Origin of the sequence: Bartonella sp. CM86QHHN, from assembly GCF_042194695.1 — a bacterium.
GTDB lineage: Bacteria > Pseudomonadota > Alphaproteobacteria > Rhizobiales > Rhizobiaceae > Bartonella.
In genome coordinates, this window is sequence record NZ_JBHIND010000010.1 from 1 (window position 1) to 25,388 (window position 25,388).

At 34.9% G+C, this 25,388-nt stretch carries 17 protein-coding genes, 1 tRNA gene and 4 pseudogenes; 6 read left to right on the forward strand and 16 right to left on the reverse strand.

The window, feature by feature from the left end; genetic code table 11:
- Both ACFIKX_RS00765 and ACFIKX_RS00770 read right to left on the reverse strand, forming a co-directional pair.
- A partial coding sequence (locus ACFIKX_RS00765) for a DUF6990 domain-containing protein (RefSeq protein WP_375661187.1) occupies positions 1 to 2,531 on the reverse strand: 2,531 nt, incomplete at its 3' end.
- A 764-nt stretch (positions 2,532 to 3,295) separates the two neighbouring features.
- A pseudogene (locus tag ACFIKX_RS00770) lies at positions 3,296 to 4,242 on the reverse strand (DUF637 domain-containing protein); the annotation flags it as partial.
- A gap of 1,011 nt (positions 4,243 to 5,253) precedes the next feature.
- Between ACFIKX_RS00770 and ACFIKX_RS00775 the strand changes: the two are divergent.
- Positions 5,254 to 5,792, forward strand: a pseudogene (locus tag ACFIKX_RS00775) (hypothetical protein).
- Here ACFIKX_RS00775 and ACFIKX_RS00780 read toward each other — a convergent pair.
- The 9 genes from ACFIKX_RS00780 to ACFIKX_RS00820 form a co-directional block, all read right to left on the reverse strand.
- Positions 5,776 to 6,063 (reverse strand): hypothetical protein, encoded by a 288-nt coding sequence (locus ACFIKX_RS00780; RefSeq protein WP_375629702.1) that lies wholly within the window; start codon positions 6,061 to 6,063, stop codon positions 5,776 to 5,778. The pseudogene ACFIKX_RS00775 and the gene ACFIKX_RS00780 overlap by 17 nt on opposite strands.
- A gap of 233 nt (positions 6,064 to 6,296) precedes the next feature.
- The gene (locus ACFIKX_RS00785) at positions 6,297 to 6,578 is read right to left on the reverse strand and encodes a hypothetical protein (protein ID WP_375629703.1); all 282 of its coding nucleotides are present in this window, start codon (positions 6,576 to 6,578) and stop codon (positions 6,297 to 6,299) included.
- A gap of 244 nt (positions 6,579 to 6,822) precedes the next feature.
- A complete protein-coding gene (locus tag ACFIKX_RS00790) occupies positions 6,823 to 7,131 on the reverse strand; it encodes a BrnA antitoxin family protein (protein ID WP_375613812.1) in 309 nt (102 codons plus the stop codon).
- A gap of 690 nt (positions 7,132 to 7,821) precedes the next feature.
- The gene (locus ACFIKX_RS00795; RefSeq protein ID WP_375629706.1) at positions 7,822 to 8,388 is read right to left on the reverse strand and encodes a biotin transporter BioY; all 567 of its coding nucleotides are present in this window, start codon (positions 8,386 to 8,388) and stop codon (positions 7,822 to 7,824) included.
- A 257-nt stretch (positions 8,389 to 8,645) separates the two neighbouring features.
- On the reverse strand, positions 8,646 to 9,203 hold the full coding sequence (locus ACFIKX_RS00800) for a biotin transporter BioY (RefSeq protein ID WP_375629709.1): 558 nt from the start codon (positions 9,201 to 9,203) through the stop codon (positions 8,646 to 8,648).
- Entirely contained in the window at positions 9,200 to 9,856 is a 657-nt protein-coding gene (locus tag ACFIKX_RS00805; RefSeq protein WP_375613809.1) for an energy-coupling factor transporter transmembrane component T family protein, read from the reverse strand. The genes ACFIKX_RS00800 and ACFIKX_RS00805 overlap by 4 nt, the downstream gene beginning before the upstream one ends.
- Positions 9,853 to 10,533 carry an energy-coupling factor ABC transporter ATP-binding protein gene (locus ACFIKX_RS00810; protein ID WP_375613810.1) on the reverse strand — a complete coding sequence of 227 codons (681 nt, stop codon included), beginning with the start codon at positions 10,531 to 10,533 and terminating at the stop codon, positions 9,853 to 9,855. Before ACFIKX_RS00810 ends, ACFIKX_RS00805 begins: the two co-directional genes overlap by 4 nt.
- A gap of 40 nt (positions 10,534 to 10,573) precedes the next feature.
- Entirely contained in the window at positions 10,574 to 12,001 is a 1,428-nt protein-coding gene (locus tag ACFIKX_RS00815) for an amino acid permease (protein ID WP_375629712.1), read from the reverse strand.
- A gap of 1,031 nt (positions 12,002 to 13,032) precedes the next feature.
- On the reverse strand, positions 13,033 to 13,209 hold the full coding sequence (locus ACFIKX_RS00820) for a SlyX family protein (RefSeq protein WP_375612388.1): 177 nt from the start codon (positions 13,207 to 13,209) through the stop codon (positions 13,033 to 13,035).
- 454 nt (positions 13,210 to 13,663) lie between these two features.
- Here ACFIKX_RS00820 and ACFIKX_RS00825 point away from each other — a divergent pair.
- Positions 13,664 to 13,739: transfer RNA gene (locus ACFIKX_RS00825), tRNA-Thr, on the forward strand.
- A 99-nt stretch (positions 13,740 to 13,838) separates the two neighbouring features.
- Here the strand turns inward: ACFIKX_RS00825 and ACFIKX_RS00830 are convergent.
- Positions 13,839 to 14,009: pseudogene (locus ACFIKX_RS00830) on the reverse strand (helix-turn-helix transcriptional regulator); the annotation flags it as partial.
- A 26-nt stretch (positions 14,010 to 14,035) separates the two neighbouring features.
- A pseudogene (locus ACFIKX_RS00835) lies at positions 14,036 to 14,236 on the reverse strand (helix-turn-helix transcriptional regulator).
- Between the two features lie 1,027 nt (positions 14,237 to 15,263).
- On the opposite strand from ACFIKX_RS00835, the gene ACFIKX_RS00840 reads away from it, so the two are divergent.
- Together ACFIKX_RS00840 and ACFIKX_RS00845 are read left to right on the forward strand one after the other, a co-directional pair.
- On the forward strand, positions 15,264 to 15,926 hold the full coding sequence (locus tag ACFIKX_RS00840) for a lysozyme (protein ID WP_375612387.1): 663 nt from the start codon (positions 15,264 to 15,266) through the stop codon (positions 15,924 to 15,926).
- Positions 15,923 to 16,150: a hypothetical protein gene (locus tag ACFIKX_RS00845; protein WP_375618608.1), complete on the forward strand. Its 228-nt coding sequence runs from the start codon at positions 15,923 to 15,925 to the stop codon at positions 16,148 to 16,150. The genes ACFIKX_RS00840 and ACFIKX_RS00845 overlap by 4 nt, the downstream gene beginning before the upstream one ends.
- Before the next feature lie 1,910 nt (positions 16,151 to 18,060).
- Here ACFIKX_RS00845 and ACFIKX_RS00850 read toward each other — a convergent pair.
- Entirely contained in the window at positions 18,061 to 18,240 is a 180-nt protein-coding gene (locus ACFIKX_RS00850) for a hypothetical protein (RefSeq protein ID WP_375629716.1), read from the reverse strand.
- Positions 18,241 to 18,582: 342 nt separating this feature from the next.
- On the opposite strand from ACFIKX_RS00850, the gene ACFIKX_RS00855 reads away from it, so the two are divergent.
- Positions 18,583 to 18,708, forward strand: coding sequence for a hypothetical protein (locus tag ACFIKX_RS00855; protein ID WP_375612384.1), 126 nt, complete (start codon positions 18,583 to 18,585; stop codon positions 18,706 to 18,708).
- 1,171 nt (positions 18,709 to 19,879) lie between these two features.
- Here the strand turns inward: ACFIKX_RS00855 and lldD are convergent.
- Both lldD and ACFIKX_RS00865 read right to left on the reverse strand, forming a co-directional pair.
- Positions 19,880 to 21,031 (reverse strand): FMN-dependent L-lactate dehydrogenase LldD, encoded by a 1,152-nt coding sequence (lldD, locus tag ACFIKX_RS00860; protein WP_375629719.1) that lies wholly within the window; start codon positions 21,029 to 21,031, stop codon positions 19,880 to 19,882.
- Positions 21,032 to 22,152: 1,121 nt separating this feature from the next.
- Complete coding sequence (locus ACFIKX_RS00865; protein WP_375612382.1) at positions 22,153 to 23,241, reverse strand: 2'-deoxycytidine 5'-triphosphate deaminase; 1,089 nt, start codon at positions 23,239 to 23,241, stop codon at positions 22,153 to 22,155.
- 233 nt (positions 23,242 to 23,474) lie between these two features.
- Here ACFIKX_RS00865 and mutL point away from each other — a divergent pair, with 233 nt between their 5' ends.
- The gene (mutL, locus tag ACFIKX_RS00870) at positions 23,475 to 25,328 is read left to right on the forward strand and encodes a DNA mismatch repair endonuclease MutL (RefSeq protein ID WP_375613514.1); all 1,854 of its coding nucleotides are present in this window, start codon (positions 23,475 to 23,477) and stop codon (positions 25,326 to 25,328) included.
- Positions 25,329 to 25,388 lie beyond the last annotated feature (60 nt).

The window sequence follows — 25,388 nt, forward strand, 5'->3', positions numbered from 1 at the left end:
GCTACCCGTTCAATCAAAGCGTAGCTCACTTGCTTCACCTTTGCTACTTCTTTGGCTAAAGCTAATGCACGTTCAAGGTGGTTTTTGTTGGTGCTCTCGTCAAAGCCTAGGTGATCACCTGCCGTAAAGCTTTTCTGATAAGATTGTAAGGTCTCAACATCACCCAATAAAGCAAGAGCGCCAAAATGAAGTAAAGCATAATCCGTATCGTTTGCTTTAGATGTTGCATCCCGTTGCCAAGGAACAGTGCCATAATCAGAGCGTAGCCTTTTAAAAAGGTCAATCTCTTTGACTGACCATTCTAGCGCATCATCAAGCGCCTGTGTTAAACGATCCGTAGTGACTTCTGGTTCAAAGATTTCTAATCCCTTGGCTTCAAAATTAAGCTGTATATCTGGAATATCTTCCGTGTGGGTAGGATCAATGAATTTACAAGCAGCGGAAAGAATACCGGTACTAATCATAAAGGCGCTATCAAATTGCGGACAATCTTTGGCAACTTCGTCGTTATAAAGAATATCTACTTCACGATCAGCCAATTGATAGCTTGCCATATGGTCATTCTCATTGATTTTCTCGGTTAACCAGCCTAAGCTTTTTAAAAGTGCATGAGCACTTTCCATGGTAAGATGATCATCAGTGTCATCCGCTTCCTCTGTCGCCTCAACAGCAATAGTTTTGGAAGCAACAGATGCTGTTTGCGGATCCAAGCTTAAAATCGGAGCATTTTTAGGAAAACCTGCTCGATAACACCGTGCAAGCGTAAGAGCATTGTCGATTATGTACTTCGTGACACCCTTCACAAAACCTAAAGAATTTCCCTTTCTAAAATTCTCCTTGTAAGATTTGAGCTTTTCAACATCCCCAATAAGAATAAGCGCAATAAAATGGTGCATTATAAGATCATATTCACTGTTTGTTGGCAAAGCTGCATAATCATAAATGATTTGATTAATATTTTGCCGATCAGCCCATTCAAGAATATCCGCACTGATCTGTTTCACCTTGTCTTCAGCCAATTCAGTACTAGAAACTGTATAAACTTCTTCTACTTCTTCTTTGAGGGCTATATATTGAGGCATATTATAGAAAATCTCTTTATGAGCAGAGGAAAAGCCAAGTGTTGAAAGGGAAGCCTTAAATGCAACAATCGGCTCTTCTTCATCACTTTGAAGGTTATACATTATATTGATGATACGGTCTTTACTTATAAAATAAGCATTGCGATTGTAGTCTTTATCACGATAAACTGTCCACCCCATTTCTTTTAATTGCTCTGCAACTTTATTGAAAGTAATCAAAACTTGTGGACTAAGATGTGCTTCTGCTGCCTCTCGCTCATTAAGGATTTTCAGATGTTTTTCAGCAAATTTAACGGCATGGTTAACATACCCCTCCAGTTCTTTATCAAGATTTTGCAAATGGTCAGGTAGCTTACCCTCTGCGATAGAATCTTGATAGGATTTTAGGACATCAATTTGACCTTTCAATGCTAAACAAGCCAAATGCCAAATCACAGCTGGATAATAGCTATATTTTTGGATAAGCGTTTTGCTTTCTATTGATGCTTGTAAATCTTGGGCACGTGCCCATTGCATTATCCGCTCAGAGATTTTTGTCAACTCTTGCTCATTCAATATCTCTATACAAATATCAATTCCTTTATCAACCCCACGAAAATTCTCCCCTCCAATCGTATTAAAAGATCGATAAATATCCATAGGTTGTACAAGATTACGTTGTCCACAAAAATGAATATACAAGCAAGCCAAAGAAATCTCTTCATTAGATATTTCAGCTTCGAGATGAACATTATACTGATCATAGAGATGTACAAAGCCAAAATCTAACTTAATAAAACGATCCGGCAAAACCAACCACATTTTCCCAAGCTCTGTGGCAAACCACCCTTGAATTTTAAAAATGCGAGTTGCTGCTGTAAGACTCATCGACCACTGTTTAGGTTTTTTACGCGCTAAAATGTCATCTAACTCCCCGTTTTTATAAGCTTGCGCAAAAAGAATGAGGCGCTCAATCCACCCTATTGTTTTGTAATCTGCAAATTCTGGTACATGTAATTGGGGTGTAAATTTAGAACTTTTTAAAGCATCAATATCACCAAGTAATGCTTCTGCAACAGCAGAATGATTAGCTGCTTTTTCACGTAATTTTTGTTCAATATCTTGTGCTTGCGCCCAAGCGATAACCCTATTTAAAGATTCCTTAACATGGCTTTCTGAAAGATCTGAAGCTGTAACATCGAAATCCTCTTTCTCAGAAAACAGCGTATCTTCATACTTATCCTGTGATACTTCACCACTAGCATATTCCCAAGCAAGGCAATAAGCAGCAGTGGTAAGATTAGCCGATAGCCGAAACTTTCCCCCATCATCTCCATAATCTACAACATCATAACTAATGCCTACAATGCGATCGGGAAGATGATAATGCGCAAACATACTAGCATCTTCAGCACGATAAGGTTCCCAGCCAAGCGTTTTTAACATCTCTGTTACGTTTTTGGTCTGCATCGCTATTCACTTTCATTCAAAAAGTCCTGGATAATGAAAAACGTTAATGTCGGTTTTGTCTAACTTATTACTCAATTGTTCTTTAACCCATTTTTTACTAGCTTGGTTTAATTCTTTATCACTTCCTTTAAAATCTTTGAACGATTCTTGATATGCCTCTAATAACTATTTGTTATCTTTAAAAAAATTATAAATTTTCCTTTTGTGGACTCAGCATTTCCTTTTTTATATGCTTCTTTCAAAATCTTTTAGTTTTCACTTAATTTAGCATTCTTTCCCGTTTTTACTTCTCCAATGTTTATTTTACCATCCTTTATATAAACAAATTCCGCACGAAATTTTACTACCCCTTACCCGTCTTAGTTTTGAATACTATTTCTGTCTCGCATACTATACATCCTTCATCATTTAATTCTTGTTTTTTTCATCGCGTTTTTTATCATGATGCTTCCTGACTTGTTCAAATATATTACCCATTCCATCATTATTGTTTTGTGTTTCTTTATTGTTTCGGTTTTTTGTCTTATTTTTACTTTCCTTCTGAGAAGCTTTGTTTTTTTCTTCTTTGTGACTTTAGTTTGTTTTTTCGCTGTCTTCTTCTGCATTTTTCGATGCAAACAAATAGCCAAGGAAATCCGTTATAGCCGTCCCATTACTAGAGGATCCAATAAAATAGTTGCTCCGCCAGCCATAAAAAGAGACAGAGCCGCCAACTCTTCTAGTGTAAGCGACACAATGAATGCTGTTAATGCTGCTACCGCAGGAAGAAAATTATTCTCCGCAGCATTACCAGCGGCATCAGCGCCGGCATCAACATCGCCACCGGCAATGGCAGCGGCAACACCCCCCCGCAGCCCGTGCAACATCAATGGTGTGGTCTCTAAAGTCAGCAAACTGCGCATCAATCTTTGCGTTTATACGCGCTTCCTCTTCCGCAGTTGGGGTGCGACCGTTTAGATCCCCCATTTCCTCTTTCACAATGCCTTGCACCCATAATTGAAACTGGAGCATAGCAGTGGCTTCGCCCACAGCACCCCCCACAGCACCGGCAGAGCAAGCACCGCTCGCAACCGCGCCTTTTAAACAGCCAAGACCGGCATGGGCAACGATCTGCGTGACCGTGTCTATTTTGCCTTCAGCCTTGGCGGTACCGATTTCTTCCGCCAACGATTTGCCAACCGTATCAGACAGGGCGATGCGCAGATTGTTAAAAAAGTTCTTGTCAAGAGAACCACCCTCAAGAGCCGTTTGCACGCCTGTGCCAATGGCGGCTTTGATCAAGTTCTTTTCCGCCTCACGGGTGATGCGATCAACCAGAGGAGCCGTTTTGGGCAAGGATTGTCCAACACCTGCCATTTCCGTTATTTGGCTGGTTAAGCCCGCTGTCAACATCGATGAGACAATGCTGAGAACATTCTTGGAAGAACCTAACTCATGCAAGGCGCCGGCAATATTGCCGCGATTATTGACAAAAGCCACAGCGCTTTTGTTAATCAGCGCTTGGACACCTGCCTGTATCGCTGCATTCATGGCGGTGCTCGAGCCAAGCCCCAAAGCACCGGTAATGGCACTAGCAGCGCCCGAGGCTGCTCCGCCTGTAACCGCCGTGACAGCCAATGCCACGGATAGCCGCACCGGCTTCTGTCAGCCCTTGGGCTTTATAATCCCAGTCTTTAAATTCAGCCTTAACTGCTTGCCAATCAACTTTCCTTACAAATCTTAATCAACCCAAAGTAATAGCCTGAAATAGCCGTGTGTCGTATGGAAAATTAAAAACAAAAACCGAATGAAGAAAACGCACTTGAGACTTGCATATGGCTTCACAGGTTTATTGCTGTAAAAGCTTCAAATGATGATATCTCTAATACTTTTCGCTTGTTCTCTTGTGGTAGCTTCCACATGCAAAAATATATGGACTATAATACCTCTTCTCAAGCTTATCAAACTGAACTCAAAGGTATTTCCTTATTGATTTTGAAAGAGTTCTTAAAACGCATTTTGCAGAGCAACGTAGAAAGCATGTCTAAAAAAAATCATTCCAAGAGCAACAGATTTTTCTAAGTATTGTGAAGAGACTGAAAAAGATCTTCTTTCACGCGCCAAAACTCCTCATGAAATAATGAGGAGAGTTTAAAATAGATTTCTAAAAAATAGCAAAATAGTGAAAAGTGCTGATCATTTTTGGATTGGATATGCATTTAAAGAGTGATTAAAAAGTTTTTTTAATGTACAATATATTTCTAGAAGCTAAAATAGCTCTATAGTATCAAATTTATAAAGTAAATAAATCCATTAATACAAATTAAGGATTTTAGGATACGCGAATTTCAAAATATTTGTTTTTTAAAACATGAGTAGCCAGCATCAGCGCAAAAAATGTTGCGGCAATTATGATTCCCTTTCGTGTACTTTTGAAATAACAGAGCTTTTCTTTAATCTTTATGAAAGGATTGCCAGTGCGATGGGCTTTGTTGAAAGGTGGATTTGGGTATCAAAATGCAAGCAAGAGTTTGGGATTATGGAGCTCTGTGTTTAAAGCTATCATCAACTATAGATAAATCATAGACGAGGTTAACTAAAATATTAAAAGCAACTGGATGCAATAGAAGACATTGCTATTAAAAGAAAAGCAAATGCTAAAAAGACTAAAAGGTAGTTTGTGTTTTTATATCAGAAAATAATTTAAGAAATTGAGATCATAATTTTTTCACAGGAAATAAATATGTTTACAGATAAGAAGAGAAAAGCCTTGTTTGGCGTTATAATTTTTATATTTGTATGTTTTTTAGGAATAAGAAAAAATCTTGACTTTATTCAGGGTATTTTGACATTCGCGTCTATTTCTTTGGTGATCGTAACAACTGTTTTTGCAATTTTATGCAATTCTAATATCCCTTCTGAGTTGCAAAACAACCCACAATATAAATGCGGCAATACAACAGGTTGGAAGAGATTAACATGTGAGTTACATCAGTATATGCACAGTCTCCTAAAGTTAATAATTTTAGCGCTTGTCGTTTTAATTTTCCCAAGTAGTTATAAAGAAACTGTTTCTTTGCCTGTCATTTCTAAGTACGTGGAGCACAAGTTTTCTTTTTTATTGGATACCGTACTTTGGTACTTAGATATTGCTCTTGGATATTCAAATATTATAATTTGGTACTTTTTTTAGTCTGTGTATTCTTCCTTATGTTGCGTACACGCAGTTTAATAAATATATCTATTTACACGCTACAGTGCTCTATTAAAGAGATACAGTAAAATTTACAATTTCATGCTTTAATTTTTCTTTTATATTTCCTTCATTATACATACCATTATCATTTTTACTTGTTTTAATAGCAAATTTATGTTGAAAAGTTTCAGTATTAAAGATTATATCAAAATTATTATGTGTCTTTCCAACAAAACTTATGTTTTTAAATGCTGGATTTAATTTATATTTTTTAAAAAGATTCAAAAAATAATTCTTTAAAATTATTTTTTTCTTTAAATTTGATACCCAAGTCAAGTTCCATTTCAGAATAATCATCCGTGGGAAATTCACCCAACAAAAGTTTAGCCATCTTTAGCAAGTTGTCTTCTGATTGCATTGCAAAAAAATCTAATTGTTTTGGTTGTGTATATTTCAGTTTTATTTCTTTAATTAAAAGCAATTTTTTTCGAACTCTTCCTTACCAACAATATCAGGTAAGATATCAATCGTTTTCGGGGGAAAAGAGTTAACTCTATAGGAATCAAAATTCCAAAATATTGCTTATTTTGTTAAATCTGATTTTTAGAACGTGGGTTAGGAATATTCTGAAAGTCGTTTTCAGAATCAATCACTTCAGGATTATAAGGACTATTTTCTCCCGTTAAAACATAAATCCAATAGCAGATCTTCGAGTTAACAGAAAACTTTTCGATTATTAAGGTAGCACATTGATTATCACAGTTAAAATCGTATCTCCCTTCCTCTAAAAATTTATCAGCATCATTGATATTAACTAATTCTGAGGCTGGATCTATTTTATATTTATAAGAAAGGAAGTTAATGGTATTCATAAAGTTAACATAATTACAATGTCTATGTCTTATCAGACGGCAGGTGTTGCCTAAGTTATCTTAGTGACTACGGGAGGGTAGTGTATCCCAAATATACTGCGTCGTTTAGAATCGTTTGGCTGAAAATTAAGGCTATAAAATTTTAATTGCAAAAGCAATACGAGTTTTAGAGAACTCTGCAGTGAAAGCTGCTTAGATTTTTAGAATATGGGCCCCCCTTCTCGGCTTTTAAGTGGAGGAGAAATCAGTGCATTGAACGAAGCATGGCATCACGTAAAATGGCGTTAATCCGCTTTTGATATCCTTTCCCTTGACTTTTAAAGTCACGCGCTAGCACGTCTGAATCCACACGCACTGTTGTGACAGTTTTGGGTGGTTTATAGAATGGATTGCGAACGGCATTTTTCCAGAACACATCATTGAGTGACGGAATATCACTATGATCAATTGCACTGTCCGGCATTGCAGCCAGTTTATCAACTTCAACTCTCTGTTTATCTGTCAAAGGTGATAAGTTACCTACATCAATTTTATAACGAACTTTCTTCTTCATAACGTTTCTTTTCTTTCGAGTTGGCTCGTCGTGCTGAAATAATACGGATTACCTCTATGCCATCTTTATCGTCATGGACAGTATGCGCTACGAATATTAATAAAAAACCATCCATGAGCCATAAAGCTTGCTCACCATACTCTCGTTTTCAATACGGTCTTGTTTAACCATAGTGAATGGGGCTGCAAAAACACTTGCAGCTATTTCAAAACTTTACACGGTGCTTTCTAAGATTACTTTTTGTTTTAGCTTCATTCCATTCAAATCTCATTTTTATACCTTATATTAATACATTTACTTATATTAACACATTTATAAGGGTATTATATATATCAAGAGTTTTAGATGAACACTTAATTATCCATGTTTTTGTACAATTAATATAATAATAATTTAAAAATTAGTGATTAATTAACTAAAAATATTAAAAAAATAATAAATTATTCTAAGGCTTTATGCATATAATATGCAAATCGAATAAAACTTACAAGCATGTTGAATAAAATGATATTAATTGGCTATTTGGGAGCTGCTCCTGAAAGCAAAAATGAATTTTGGTGCCGAAACATTCAATTTTCGTATGGCTATCTCTGAGAGCTATGCAGATAAAAATACCAATAAAAAGTAGACAAAACAAAATGGTATTCCGTGGTGCTTTTTAAGCTACATACATTTGGCAAAACTTGTTCTTCAGTACAGAACTGCCCCTTTTTCCGAATGAATGAGAGGAACGGTTTTTTTAATGGTCAACGCTACAAAGGATGCAATCAGCACTTTCAAGAAACCACTAACCAAAAAACCTAATGAACTTATTAAAACTGTCAGCAAAGGGACCTGTGTCATATAAGCCACCCATGGTATTCCAAAAGAATAGACTATCCCAATGCCACCCACAGTATTTATCACAAATAATATTATAAAATTTAACCGGTGCCAAAATAATTCTACCATAAAGCCAATAAAAAATGCAGCAAATGGAAAACTAATCAGATAACCACTCGTAACTCCTGAAAAAACACTAATTCCACCACGACCACTAGGCAATAGAGGTAACCCAATCGCAATAAGAACAAGGAAAAGAAGTGATGCTAAAGCTCCCCTTTTCGCTCCAAGTATAGAGCCTGCTAACATCGGAGCCATAGACTGAGCTGTAATAGGGACGCCCAGCAAAAAAGGAAGATAAATAGGAGGAAAAAGACTCAAAACAGCGTAAATAGCGGCAAATAAAGCAATATAAACTAAATCTTTTGTATTCACTGAATTATTCCTTCACTAGGGAAATGCTTTCGTTATTGTTGTACAATTAATAAAAAGTATCAGATTTATAAAAGTACACTTTAAATGCCTTAGATATAAAGAAAAATACTATAATAATTTATTTTAATAACATCACTTATATGAATCATATTAGATTCTACAGTGTTTAATTACATCATAAATTACTATAGTTAAATTCAATAATAGTGATATATGAATATTATATAATAACAATATAACAAAATAATACATTTATTTTAGTTATTATGCTTTGAATGAATGAGAGGAACAGATCTTTTAATCGCGAGTGCAATAAAGGATGCAATCAATACTTTTAAACAATCGCCTATCAAAAAAACTGATGAAGCCATTAAAACCTTCAGTAAAGAAACTTTGGTCATATAAGCTGTCCATGGAACACCAAAAGAATAAACTATCCCAATGCCACCAAAAGTATTTATTATAAATAATGTTATAAAATTTAACCGCTGCCAAAAAAACTCTACCATTAAACCAATAAAAAATGCGGCAAATGGAAAACCTATTAAATAACCACTTGCAATTCCTGAAAAGACACTGATTCCACCACGACCACCAGGCAACAGAGGCAATCCAATCGCAACAAGAACAAGAAAAAGGAGTGACGCTAAAGCACCCCTTTTTGCCCCAAGTATAGACCCTGCTAGCATCGGTCCCATCGATTGAGCCGTAATAGGTACCCCTAGAAGAAAAGGAAGATAAATAGAAGGGAAAAGGCCCAAAATAGCATAAATAGCGGCAAATAAAGCAATATAAACTAAATCTTTTGTATTCATTTGATTCTTCTTTTACTATAAAAACTTTTATTATTATGAGATGCTATATCAATAGTATCAGCATCATAAGAACGCGCGTCCAATGCTTCAGCCACTTCTGAAGCCATTCTTATGGTTCGTATAATTAAAGGTATCGCAAGAGCAACAATGTTAGTATTAAGTCCTCGTGCTTGCTGTGCTTCATGTACCTCATTAAACTTTTCACCCAAAAGAGGAATAAACCTGATCGCCATAGAGATAACCATACTCACTTTTGATGGATTTATACCAAAACAACGAAAGGGCTGGAGGCCTGCTTCAATTGCATCCACCATATCTGACACTTTTGTTGTGAATGAAATAACTGATGATAAAGAAAAGAGGATAACAAGACGTAATATGACCTCAACCCCCGTAAGCCAACCGCTAAAAATAGTTTGAAATACAAATAGAAGAACTAAAAGCAATCCCATCGATTTAAATTGCTTTATCACAGTTTTGAAAGGGATTTTGGCGACTCTATAGAATAAGATGACCAACAATAAAAATAAACCAAGAAGCGCTATGGAAGAAACCATTATTATAAAAGTTCCACAGGCCGTAAGAAATAATAACTTAACTCCAGGACTTAACCTATGAATAAATGTATCCCTCGGAATATATAAACCGATCATGACATTCTTCTTATATACTCCTTTATAGCAACAAAAGGTACATCATCAATTGCTATCTCCCCCTTATCAAAAACCAGCACTCTATCAAACTTTTTCAAAAACTCTAAATCATGCGATACAACTATTGCCGTTTGCGGTAATTCTTCTATCACTTGCGTAACGCGATGCTTATTTCGCAAATCAAGTAATGTCGTCGGCTCATCAAAAATAATGTAGTCTGGTTTCATTGCAACTACACTAGAAATAGCAACAAGTTGTTTTTGCCCACCACTTAATAAATGGACAGCGTGATTTCTGAAATCTTGAAGTTCATAGCGCTGTAAAATTTCATCTACACGCTCCTTAATTTCATCTTTATTAAGCTTTAAATTTTTGAGACCAAAGGATAAGTCCTCTTCAACTAATGGTAAAACAATCTGATTATCGGGATTTTGAAAAACAAATCCAACTTTACGCTTTACTGCTTTTGCATCGCGTTTGGTATCAAGCCCATCAACGCTTACAAAACCATGAGATGGTAATTGGAGCCCATTAATAAGGCGAACAAATGTACTTTTTCCAGAACCATTCGCACCTATAATAGCAACTCGTCTTTCGGTAAGCTGTACAGTAATATTTCTTAAAACACACAAATCACCAAAAACTTGTGTTACCTTATCAAATTTTATAATCCCCAAGGTTTATTCCAATCAATCCCTTTTATTAGCTCTTCTTTCTCTATCGCTTCAGTTTATAACCTAAAAGTAATAACAAGCACCATAGAGGAATAATAATGACTGCCAAACTCATATCAGGCATCTGTACAGGAATATATGCTTCAAGAAAAGGCAAGCTTATTCCTATCATATCAAAAAGTCGAGTCATCAATCCATTTTTCCCAAAACCACTGACAAACATAATGCAAAATAATAAAACAAGAAAGCAGAGGCAAAGATAGTTAGCGTAAGGATATAAACCAAACGCATAAATAAAATCGCCCTTTCTGTTCTTATGGGCATTGCGAAATTTCAAATGAACAATAACAATAATAGCCCAAGTAATCACTGCTGCTGCAGTTGCAAGAGCCATGATCCGCATGAAACTATTATCAGGAACAAGAGCATTAACAACGACAATCAACGCCGTACATAATGAAGAAAAAAGGATAGCAATATAAGGAACACGAGCAGCACTCAGTTTACTAAAAATATGTGGTGCATTTTTTTGTACAGCTAAACTATAAAGCATACGGCCATTAGAATAAATGCCACTATTGTAAACAGAAATAGCAGCCATAATCACCACAAAATTCAAAATATGACCAGCAGCAGGAATTCCTATAGTCTCGAAAATTGTGACAAAAGGACTACCATTTTTTCCAATCATATTCCAAGGGCTGATTATCATAATAATGCTGATAGATCCAATATAAAAAATTATAATCCTCCACATAACTTGACGGATAGCCGCTGGAATTGTTTTTTGTGGATTAGATGCCTCTCCAGCAGCAATACCAATAAGCTCCGTTCCTCCAAAAGAAAACATTACTACAGAAGTTGCTAAAACAACCCCTACTGCTCCATAAGGGAAAAAACCACCATGGTCCCAAAGATAATGAATATTCGCTTGATTTTCCCCTAGTCCAGTGACAATGAGAAAAATTCCAAAAATAATCATACCAATAACAGCAGCCACTTTGATCAAAGCGCAAACAAATTCAAATTCTCCATAAAAACGAACATTAAACAAATTAACAAATGTAACAAATAAAAGAACAATGAAAGATGTCTTCCAATGATCAATCAAAATCCAATGATCAAGGTAAAACCCTATCACTGTAAGTTCAGCCATGCTCACAAGAATATAAAGAAACCAATAATTCCAACCTGTTATGAAACCAGCTAATCTCCCCCAATATTTATAAGCAAAAAAACTAAATGCTCCTGAAGACGGTTCTTCTACTGACATTTCACCAAGCATTCGCATAATGAAATACATAATAAGCCCGCCGACAAGATAAGATAAAATAACTGAGGGACCAGCTAATTGAATTGCCTCGGTTGACCCATAAAAAAGTCCCGTCCCAATAACGCCACCCAAAGCAATCATTTGAATATGGCGATTTTGAAGGCTACGCTTCAATTCCTCGTGCTTTTTTTCAGACATCATGCCTCACTACTTTTGTTGAACTTAACCTCAACTTTTATTGAAAAATTAGGCACCTCTTTCAAAAAACACAAAACAAACGTAAACTTATTTTCTTATCATAATGCAACTCCTTATTTTTTTGTGCATTATACGTATGTCCCGTTGAAGTTTTAAGAAAAAATATGCTCCACCCTTTATTTAAATTAATGTCCTTCATTTTCGTTACACTAACCATTATAGCATTGGTCATTGATAACGCACACTCTGTAATCACATCACATTGGACAACAACCCCCTTTAATAAAATTTTAACAAACCTTCTGCAAACAGATATCTATCACCTTAATCAATCTCTATGCAAGGTAATGCCTGATTTTCTGTCCTCAATTTGCATTACTCTCACTTATTTACCCGCATGGTCTATCTTTGGTGCTTTAGCAATAGTATTTTGTATCTTAAATTACGAAAAACAAAAGCCTTTTCACAAAATATCATATACATATAACGAAGAGTACATTTGATCTTGAAAAAAACTTCTAGAGCTCTCTGTACTATAACATAATCGATGTCGCTTAAAACCCCTCACTCTATTAAAACAACTGAAGATCACTTGATCATCAGAAAAAATTAAAACGCTTCATTATAAATATAGGCGCTCACTTATGATTTCTATAGATAACAATAACATCACTTTATTTGTATCAATTTAAAAAAATTAGCGAATAAATCTACCTCCCACCTATAAGAAAACTCTGTACAGAAAAAACTTAAAATATTGCAGTTCATATATTTTTCTATGGCTGTTTCTTTAATACTCTACAAAAACTTTTCTTAATTTTCGTACTAGAAACCCCATATAAAAAAACGTCTTCTAATATCAGCTCTCCTTATAAGATTGGAACTTATTAAAATTAATGAAGAAGCTTATAAAAATTATTCTACAAGTCTAACAAAATGCGTGAAATAAAAACTCCTCTGTAAATAATTGCAATTGTGATAAAAAATATTTCGCACCTTCTCCCTATTGAGAAAATGGTAAGATAACAGCTTCAGTAACACTCTAGTTCTTTTAAATCTGAAAATCGTCTCGCTAAAATATCAACTTTTTTAGATATCTCATCCAAACTTTTCCATTGATTAGTTACCTCTCGAGAAAGTTCCTCAATGAATTTTTCTTGGTAAGCTAGCTTCATTTCTAGTTCTATCAGCCGATCTTCATCCGACATGATTTTTACTCCCTCTTAAATAAAAAACGTGATTAATTTTATTAATCCTCCTCCCTTTTTCTTCCCATAAAAATGAGAAGTAACTTCTCAACTAATTCTACTCATCTATTTGCACATTATAAAAGGTTTATGATGATCTTTATTTTCCCAATCACTCTATGCAACAAATTTCTTTCTTAAGAATCAGAAAATGTTTTTATCTTTACTAAGTTATCTTGACACCATTTTTCATCCTAAAGATCTACATTCCCAGCTTCTTAATTTAAGTGCTATCGTAAATTGAAAAGCATTTTATAGCATTAAGGTCAAAGAATACTTTCCTCTGACTTTTACATAATTCTCCTTCAAATTATTATCATATGTATAAATTATTGAAAAAATGCATTCTTGCTTTTATACGTACTTTTAGCTATTACCCTCAAATTAGTTTTGTCTCATTGACTTACAAACCTATGCCGCATTAGCTCAGTTGGTAGAGCACATCATTCGTAATGATGGGGTCGCTGGTTCGAATCCGGCATGCGGCACCACTTTTTGTATTTAGCGTATTGAAATATATAGATTTTTTCTTTAAACAGCCATTTTCAGACCACCTTTTAGACCACCTTCTACAGTTTATATAATTTTACCTAATTTGTTCTTATTTGCTCCTTATTTTTCTTTGGAGTGAAGGCTAAGATCTCTTTTTTTCTCCATCTCACTGCTCTCCCTAGCTTATAAGGCTCCGGAAACAACCCCTGAAGCACCCAATTGCGAATCGTTGTTGTGGATACACTAAAAAGCTGTGCACACTCACGTGTCGNTTCTAGGGTTTATGCAATTTTATCTAATCTGTTGTTATTTGCTCCGTATTTTTCTCTGGAGTAAATGCTAAAACCTCTTTCTTTCTCCACCTCACTGCTCACCCTAGCTTATATGGCTCCGGCCCCCTCTGAAGCATCCAATTGCGAATCGTTGTTGTGGATATACTAAAAAGCTGTGCACACTCACGTATTATTACATATCTATTGCCATCATCAAATATCATCTCATTGCCTTTTTATTTTTTATGTTATGTGAATGGGCTGGGATGCTAGGAGGAGAGAGCTTCCTATATTGTCAAGCAGCTTTTTGTCAAAATCTTTTGTGTCTCTTGTGCTATTGCCTCTAAAAAGATTTCAATAGCTCGATTGATTTGTTTAAGATGCTGCTGGAAACGTAGCCAATACAACACCAGACAAAGATGATACCATTGGACCCAAACGCCCCACCAAATGCTTCATATGAAAAAGAAAATATATGAAACCGAACTACTTGTTCAAATTTATTACAGTACAATATTCTTTTAAAAAATATCAAATATCATTGGTCTATATATTGAATATGCTCCACTAATATATTGTTTCAGTTGGAAACAGACTGTAAGAGAGGAGAAATATCCATTATGTTTTTATGTAACAGTTTATTTAAAATCCTTCATAAAGGTATTTTTTAATGAAATTAAGCAATTAGGGGAAAAAACAAAGAATAATTAAATTAACTATAGATTTTTTTATTAAATATGTATAACACGTTATGTATATGTATTATTGATTCTAAGATAATTTTTAGATATATAATGTTAAATTATAATGTTTTTTTGTTTTTATAAAAAAATTCTGTGGTGCAATTTATGACTTTTGAAATTACTTAAAAATCAACACCTAATTATTTCATTAATTATTATGTCTCTTATTTTTTGTTAAAAATGCTTTTTGTCATTGGAATTATTCAAGTTTTTTTCAAGTAAAGTTCTTCTAAATTATTCTGGATCAACTGTAAGAATTTATGAGTGAAATCTATTTGATTATAAATGGAATTATTATAAAGTTTTTGTCTTTAGATGGAGATCAATTGCTGCAAAATGAATAGTATTTAGCATAATCTTTATTCAAAAAAATGATATAGATCTTAAAATAATCCACTATGGATGTTTTGAATTTATTATGCCCTTTCGCTGTTCTGTTCTTAAAAATGAGTAGATGTAAGTTTTTAATTCATATCCTGCTTTGTGTAGTTTTTTATAGGTAAAAATAATGCGAAAAATATCAAAAGAAGGGCTTGTATTGATTAAGCAATTGGAAGGCTTGCGTTTATCAGCTTATGAAGATTCTGGTGGTGTCTGGACAATTGGTTATGGACATACAAGTGCTGCTGGTGCCCCAAGCGTTCACAAAGATATGCAAATTACGGAAAAAGAAGCTGAAAAAATCCTTTGTCAGGACTTGAGGGAGTATGAAGCTGTTGTTGAAAAAGCCGTTACCGTTCCTTTAAACGATGAACAATTCGCGGCATTAGTATCATTTTGCTATAATGTAGGAATCACAGCATTTCGTAGTTCTACACTTTTAAAAAAGCTTAATAAAGGTGAATATGAAGCGATACCAACCGAATTGCAAAAATGGACAAGAGTGGGAGGAAAACGTATCCAAGGTCTTGTCAATCGCCGAGCAACCGAAGCAGGATTGTGGGCAAAAGGAGCTCATGTTGCCCCCAATTATCATGTAGTAGAACCAGAAGGCGTAACAGGTATTTGCAAAGTAGAAGCTCTTGCACCAATCATAGGTTCTTTTTCAGGGCTTGGAGGTCTTTTTGCAGGAAATGGTCCTGTTCAATGGGTTCTAGCAGGCATTATGGTTTTAGCCGCTTGTACGGCTATGATATACATTGCTAAACGTTTTCAGGAACACCGTCTATGATTTTATGGATAAAAAAATATCTGACAATGACGTCAGCGCTCATAGCAGCTTTTCTTATAGCTTTAGTCAAAGCCTTTTTTCTTGGGAAAAAAGTTGAGAAGCAAAAGCAAACAAAAGAAGATTTCAAGATAGCGACAACACGGCTTGAGGTAGAAAATGAAATTAATAAGAAAAGTGATGCTGATGTGCGCACTAAGCTTTCTAGCTGGTTGCGCGACGAATGAACGAACTTCTTGTATTGGATGGCTGCCAATTTATTTGAATCGACAAGATATCAATGTCATTAGTCCAAATTTGGCGAGAGATATTTTAAAACATAACGAACAAGGTGAACGTTTATGTGGTTGGAGAGATAAACGGAAAATAAAGTGATAAAAATATAATTCCTCTGAAACATCAATCAATGAAAAGATTTGAAAGAGGTGGATACATTCAGATTAAAAGTAAAAGCACTTAAAGGATTAAAACACTCTGGTGGTCAATTAGATTTAATTAGAGTGACTGAGGTGTCTGAATTGAAACTAAAGGATTCAACAGATTATGTTTGTGTAAAATGATTGAGTCTATTGATGTATTCTAAGGACATCTTTGTTATCCTATCAAAAGAAGATGAGAAAAGATTTTATGGATTGCACTACTATCGTCGTTCAAAGAACTGATCATACACAAAGGTTCTGTTTTCAACAAAAATAACATCTAGGGGCTGGCATGCTTGAAGAAAAGCAATCTACGGAGCTATATAATGAATAATGGTAAGGCTTTTATGTGATTTGTAAATGATGTTGTTTCAGCTTCCTAATTATAATAATGATGTTGACGATAAGGCAAATACTTTCGCACTATATCTGCTTTTTCATGCTAAAGTGGCGGGAAAACATTGTGAATGATCTTGGCTGTTAATTTTTCTATAGGTAAATTCCCTATGTGGGAAATGACATGCAACTCCAGTTGAGAAAACCAACAACCATTTTTGCTTTTATTTTTTAACTTAGCTTTTTTACTTTCAAAAGTCGCCTAGCAATTTCTTGAAGAATATTGCTTTACTATTTTAAGATAATTTTTTCCTGAAATAAAATCCTTCTTTTAAAATATTACTGTAATATCTTGCAAACTCATGTACTGCTTTTAGAGAAAGTTTGTAATAAGACCGTGCTTTTCACGGCTTTTATTGTGATGTGTATAACGGAAAAGTTAAGAGTGCGTATTATCTTTTCGAACATTCAACTACAATCTATTTCATCACAATATTTATCTTGAGAAGATACTTTTACAAAGATACTGATAATCTATAAATCGCTCTCCCCTAATTCACCTTCTCGCTCATCCTTCCATGCATTGCCCGTCCACCTTTTAAACCACCTTAAATTTTTGATATAAAATTTTTTCTTTAATTTTTATTTTTTATTGAATCATAAAAATGATATGTCTCAATCTCACTTCTATGCATCTTTATACGCTTTGATTCTTGTTTCTAAAGCCTAGATTGCCTACATATCGTTCTGTTTTTATATTTTGATAGAAATATCTTCTATCAGTTCACTTTTTTCAAAAGATTCTGAAAGGATTCTCAAAAAGTCTGCAAAGTTAAAGACTATTTAATACGTATTGTTTCTTTTTTAGAAATCAAAATTGGTGATGCCCCATTCCTTACCAGCAATTGTGTTATTTGCAGAGCAGTCTGTATAAGATGGTGTAACCTCTTTTATAAAATTAACTAAAGTTTTTTGAATTTCTAGCATATTGTTTAAAGACAAAAAACTCCCTCTTATTATGCAAGCAGCTTAGACATCGGCTGATAATCCTCCCGCTTATAAAAATCCTTTCTTTAATCACCCTCAAAACCACAATTAAAGTGGTGAAAGATAAAACAAGATTTTTAGGCGATCATAACGCACAATAAAATCAGACTAGTCTAAATGTTCAATGCTAACACCTGCTAAACAGTGGAAAATAAGTTTTAGCACGCATTCAAATTGGAAGGGCTTAAGCCCCCCGCGCGCTACGATGGTTTTCTACTCTCATCGTACGATTTACATTCCCTCTAAAACTTAATCGCTGTAAATATAAAAATCTTGAAGCCCGTTCTAAATCCGTGAGAGTTTCTGGATCTTGCTGTATTAAACGTTGAAATTCCTCACAACTGCTCATCTGAAATGCTAACATTTTTCATAAAAGGACGATAGTGGCGTTGTAACATCCCTAAAAAGTTTACGACATAACCTGAGAGATTATTACTGATTTCAGGGGATAGAATCAATTTCTGCTCAAAGAAAATCTCACCCATACCAACAAAAAGGTTTAGCCTACATGCCATGAGGAATGTCCTCAAATAATTTTGATATTTTTTTGATCAAATTTCTTTTGTCACCAATATCAGCAGCAACTTATGTGGAATTAACAGAATTATAATTTTTTATTTTAAAATGTATCCATCATTTTTTATATTCTTTTATCTATCTTAACCTTCTTTTCACAGCTTCAAGTAATAAAAATTAACTGCAATGTTAAGTCGTTTTGCATCAAACAAATTTCTCGCAAACTATCCCTATTGACTAGATGACAATCCATCTTCTGTTTAAAGAGAGAAAAACTTTTCTTTTTTATTCAGCGATAAAGTAAATATTATCCAATTACTTACGAGTAGAAATTCGATCAAATGGAAACTGTAATTCTTTCTACTCTGAGTAATCTTGTACCCATTTATATAGGTTTAGGAAAGCGTGCTGTTATGAATATTCATAAAAATGCTTCAAAAATTGATATCAGCAAAACTTCTGTTTAAAAAAGGAAAAGATGTTCTCCTACTTGCTACCGAAGAAACTGTTCAGATTTGTCTTGATGTTGCTGAAGAGCTTCAAAAAACATGAAGTTATCCCAACGCTTACAAGTGTGCCAACAATTCAACTTTGAGATAATAGATCAGTGCTAGAGTTATGCCAATCTCACCAATCTGTTGTTGTCTGTGAAGAGCATAGTATCAAAGGAGAAGCTTGGAGATGCAATTGTTAAATCGCTTATGGAACAAAACATTCTATGCCAATTTGTATCATTAGTCCCCCTACCATCACCATCTGCAATAAAAACGAACTGGATCTTTAATAAATTATGCAATCAATAGAGAAAGCATAAACAGTGTTAGCAATGACATACTATACAAAAAATATTCAACTGCTTCCTAATATGTTCGCCAGTTCAAAAACATCATAACTCATTGAGGATGCAAGGAAATAAGAAAGAAAAGCACATTAATTCACGCAGTCTTGCTCTCAGTAAACGAGCTTTTTTAAAGATTGTATGGGTATTTTTTTCATTGCTTAAAAATGTACTCCATAAAAAAATATCATATCCATATAATATATTACCAAATAAAATTAATATAAATAATATATAGATTATAGGAATATTATTTATTAGATCCATTTTTTATTATAATTATAGCTTTTAATAAATACATATTGACATTTTTAATAATTTTATTTATATATCATAATTAATATTATTCTATATTAAAATAAAACTAAATGAAGCTTATAAATTTACGTTTTATGCTAATGTGGGAAAGAATTAATTAACATATTATATTTTTATATATAGGAGGGAAAAATGCTCACAGCATTATTTATAGCTATTTTTTCTATATCAACAGTTGTTTTACCTTTAATATCAGCGCTTGTTCCTTTTTATCCGTAGAATGAGATTTTAATAAAGTAAGTAAAAGATGTATGCAATGTTATTAGTGTTTTTTTTGTGTTTATTATTATTAAGATTTTTGCGTTAATTATTATTGTATTTACGGAGTATTATTTTAGTTACTGAGTATTTTCTGTATTTTTATAGAGGAGCTTTTTGATCTTTTCTATTTAAATTTAACTGTCAACATATTTGTAAAATATATAATTATGCTCCTCTATAAAAAGACTTTCTTTTTCTGAAAGCAGTATAACATATTGCTTTCATTGCTTAAAAACATCTATATTTACTAAACTCTTGCGTGTAATATCTTTGATTGTCTGAGTACCGGTCAGTGTCATAGCTACCCGCATTTCATTGGCAAAAAGATCAAGGAGATGCATAACACCTTTCTTACCTGCTGCTGCAAGCGCATAAACAAAAGCACGGCCAATCATAACAGCATCCGCACCTTGTGCTATCATGCGTACAACATCAAGACCAGAACGAACACCTGAGTCCGCTAAAATAGTCAAATGATCCTCTACAGCATCCGCAATTGCAGGCAACGCTCGTGTTGTTGATAATACACCATCAAGCTGACGTCCGCCGTGATTAGAAACAACAATACCATCCGCACCAAATTTTACTGCTTCTCGTGCATCTTCTGGATCAAGAATACCTTTCAAAATCATTTTTCCTTTCCAAAAATCGCGAATCCATTGTAGATCATGCCAACCAATTGATGGATCAAAATTTGCACCAATCCAACCAACGTAATCATCCAATACAATTTTCTTTTTAAGATAAGCAGAGACATTTCCAAGATCATGAGGGCGCCCCATAACACCAACGTTCCAAGCCCAATATGGATGAGTCAAAGCTTGTAAAAAACGACGTAAACCAGCATAAGGACCAGACATCCCCGAATGCGCATCACGATAACGTGCACCAGGAACTGGCATATCAACTGTAAAAACCAACGTGCGTACACCAGCTAACCAAGCCCGTTCTAGTGCATCACGCATGAAACCGCGATCTTTGAGAACATAAAGTTGAAACCAAAATGCACCTCCAATCGCTTCTTGCACTTCCGCAATGGGACAAACTGAAACAGAGGATAGAGTAAAAGGAATCCCTTTTGCCGCTGCGGCACGCGCTGCTTTTACCTCTCCACGACGTGCATACATGCCCGTTAGCCCAACAGGCGCAAGTACAATCGGTAAATCAAGTGTCTGATCAAAAAGCTTGATTGAAAGATCAACTTCACCAACTTGCCTTAGAATCCTTTGACGCAGTGCAAGAGCTTGAAGATCTTTACAGTTACGTCGCATCGTTTCTTCAGCATAAGCCCCACCATCAATATAGTGAAAAAGAAAAGGAGGAAGACGACGCTTTGCTGCCTTACGATAATCAAGTGTTGAAGAAATAATCATTGATGGCACCATTGTTCCTAAATAAAAAGAGAAGATATCCTAAAACGCATAAAAGCGAATCCGTGTACCTTCCTACTCGATATTCTCCCAAAACGCTCTATTGAATAGATAGAAGCAACAGAGATTGCAACTTTCTAAAAAAACTAATTGATAAAAACAATGTCTTTATTTCTCCTATCCAAATTTAAAATCTCACAGTATGAAGTATCATTAATAACGTATCTACTCATATATTCTTCATGTGCAATTAAAATGTTATACTCTCTTTAAAGCAATCCCTCTTCAAAAGCGATTGCTCCGTAGCTTAATTAGTTATAATTTAAAGTTGCTTCTCCCTCTAAAGGTCCTTACATTATCAGTTATTAAGAATATAGAGTGTCATTAAGTATAAACCATAATCTCCCCCAAAAGATGAAAAAATCCTTTATTAATACTGGAAATAAAGCTGTCGCATACATGCAGAAATCTTCTTATATCAATATTCAAAACTAAGATCTGTTACTTATTCATGCATAGTGCCTAATTCACATAAAGCATAAAAACTTTTAATGTTCATACCAATAGAAAATCTTCATATTTAATTGAATAATTTTCTAGCAATATTATATCTTGAGGCTATAAATGAGTTACTAAAATTAGAACAATGTTTATTGAAAATAATTGTTACTAAACTGGAGTGAAAACTTATTTATTAACTCTTAAGGATAATTTTTATACGGAATAAAATATACTGGTTATTACACTCTAGAAAAATTGAGTCAATTGCAGCATCCAATCTCGCATATTTACTTTGAAAAGTGAGTAGCTACTGTTATATTGAATTTTATTAACCTATTGATTTATTATAATAATAAATATGAATAACATATTGAATATAGTAAATTTTGTCATGATGAAATAATCAAAACTATTCTTTTGCACATCATAAAGGGAGTTCGTATAGATAGAACCTCTTGAAAAAAGAAGTAAAAATGCCTCTCATACCCTCTCAAATGCAAGAGATGAAATAACCTTGGAAATTAAAAATAGAATGCATGACGCCAGTTTTGCGAAGCACAAAATTTTCTTTTATCTAAAATACGCTTTCTGTATACATGTTATCAAAATTCGTGGTTCCCAACTCATTTAAAATGCTTGGACAACTTTAAACCCTGTGCTTGATAATGTGATCCAACATCATGTCCATAAAGGGTTGATGGTCGATTAAGCATATGCTCATAGACCAAACGGCCAATAATTTGACCATGCTCTAAGATAAAAGGAACTTCATGGCTCCGCACTTCTAAAACCGCTCTTGCTCCTTTTCCACCCGCTTCCTTATGCCCAAATCCTGGATCAAAAAAGCCTGCATAATGCACCCTAAACTCGCCAACTAAAGGATCAAAAGGTGTCATTTCTGCGGCATAAAGCGGAGGCACATGAACAGACTCTCGTGAAACTAAAATGTAAAATTCATCAGGATCAAGAACCAACTCCCTTTGACCACGATCAAAAAGAGGTTCCCAAAAATCTAAAACGTGGGCAACGGCACGTTTATCAATATCAATAACACTTGTATGATGTTTACCACGATAACCTATAAGCCCGTTTTCGTCTCCCTTTAAATTAATGGAAAGACCAATACCACCAACACTAATATTAGGAAAATCATCCGATATCAGTGTTTCTTGCCTTTGCAAAGTGTGCAACTCTATTTCATTTAAATAACTTTGCCCTTTTCTAAACCGAAGCTGTGATAAATGTGAGCCTGTATGCACCAAAATTGGAAATGTGCGTGGACTAATTTCCAAATAAAGTGGACCATGATAACCAGCACAAATTTTATCAAACTCCTGAGCATTATCCGTAATGACACGTGTAAAAATATCTAATCGTCCTGTAGAACTTTTGGGATTGGCAACAGCAGATAAGAATTCTGGTAAAGCTAAACTTTCTAAAAGAGGAACAATATAAACACACCCCGTTTCCAAAACGGCTCCGTCTCGTAAATCAAACTCATGCAACTTTAACCGTTCAAGCTTATCCAAAACTTTTGTATCAGGTCCCGGCATAAAAGAAGCACGTATACGATAAGCTTTCTCCCCTAAACGAAGATCAAGGCTTGCTGGTTGTATTTGAGATCTATCAAATGGATACTGAGCCTTGAGAAAGTTATTCTCAATCAAAGCTTGTATATCACTATCTGCTAAAATACCGCTTATACGCGCCATATATATTGCCTTCCCTTTTTACATTGTTTCTTTTTTGACCTAGATGATAAACTGGTGCAAGCTATTTTAAAGTGATAAAAACTATTTTTATGTTTTTTCCAACCGACTTGTTAACATAAAATAGGAGGTATTGTAAAAATAATACCTCTCATGCTCTCTTATTCTTGAATGTCTCGCAAATGATGTTATCATAATTTTCTATAGAACCCTTAAGATTCCTGTTAGAATTTATTATGATTATACGCCATCTTAGCGAAAATATTATTAATCAAATCGCCGCCGGTGAAGTTATTGAACGACCAGCAAATGTTGTCAAAGAACTTGTTGAAAACGCTATTGATGCTGGTGCAACACGCATTGAAATTATTACAGCAAATGGTGGAAAAAATTTTATAAAGGTGAGTGATAATGGTTATGGAATTCCTGCAGATCAATTAACTTTAGCAGTTTCTCGCCATTGTACCTCAAAGATTACCGATGACGTACACAATATCTGCTTCCTTGGATTTAGAGGAGAAGCCCTCCCCTCTATTGGTTCTGTTGCTAAACTTAAACTCATTTCACGAACAAAAGATGCTGAGAGCGCTGCTGAAATTTCCGTTACTGCAGGAAAAATTGTAGGACCCAAACCAGCTGCTGCGAATCTTGGAACAATTGTTGAAGTTCGTGATCTTTTCTTTGTCACGCCAGCACGATTAAAATTTATGAAAACTGATCGGGCTGAAACAAATGCTATTAGCGATATGATTAAGCGAATTGCTATCGCATTTCCACATATCCGCTTTTCTCTTTCAGGACTAGACAGAACATCTATGGAATTGTCTGCTACAGAAAATAATATTCAAGGACAATTACAACGTATTACGCAGATTATGGGAAAAGAATTCGCCCCTAATAGCATTGCGCTGAATGCTGAACGCGAAGCGGTGCGCTTAACAGGTTTTGCCTGTTTGCCATCTTTCAACCGAAATAACAGCCTTCATCAATTTGCTTATGTTAATGGACGTCCCGTGCGTGATAAATTTCTATGGGGCGCTATCCGAGGCGCTTATGCTGATGTCATGACACGAGATCGTTATCCTGTCGCTATTCTTTTTATTGACCTCCCACCTGCTGAGGTAGATGTTAATGTTCACCCAGCCAAAGCTGATGTACGATTCCGTGATCCAGGATTAATTCGTGGTTTGATTGTTGGAGCTATTCGTGAAGCATTGCAGCAATCTGGTATTCGTCCTACTTCAACCCGTTCTGAAGCAATGCTTGCTGCATTTCAAACACAACAATCATTAGCACAACAACCATTAGGCAGTTTTAAGAACACGCACCAGTTCTCTTCTTACAGTTCACAACCTCATCATTTTACCAGTGCTTCAATGGTCCAAAAACCATTGGATAGTACTCACTCTTTTGATTTAAAAGAAGATGCCGCTCCTATTATGGAGGGCTTAAATACACCAAGTGGGGATGCATACATTCCAAGCACGACATCTTCATCAGAAGAGTTATCTTATCCATTAGGAGCGGCCAGAGCACAAATCCATAAAAACTATATTATCGCCCAAACACAAGATAGTTTGATCATTGTCGATCAGCATGCAGCTCACGAACGATTGGTTTATGAAGCACTCAAAAACGCACTTTATTCCAAACCACTTCCTTCACAGTTATTACTTATTCCTGAAATTGTAGAACTCTCTGAAGAGGATGCAACATGCCTTTTAACGCATAAAGATGCTTTGCAAAAATTTGGATTAGGAATAGAACCATTTGGACCAGGAGCAATTGTTGTGCGTGAAACACCTTCCATGTTAGGAGAGATCAATGTCCAAGCCCTTATTAAAGATCTCGCAGATGAGGCTGCTGAGTATGATACAACAAATAATTTAAAAGCAATGCTTGATTATGTTGCAGCAACGATGGCCTGTCACGGCTCAATACGGTCAGGGCGCCTTTTACGCCCCGAAGAAATGAACACACTATTACGACAAATGGAGGCAATACCTAATACAAGTACATGTAATCATGGACGCCCTACTTATATTGAACTCAAATTAGCAGATATAGAACGGCTTTTTGGCAGAAAATAAGCCCTTCTTCATTTTTACAAGAAAAATATTTTAAAATTAACTCTCGACTTTATAATATAT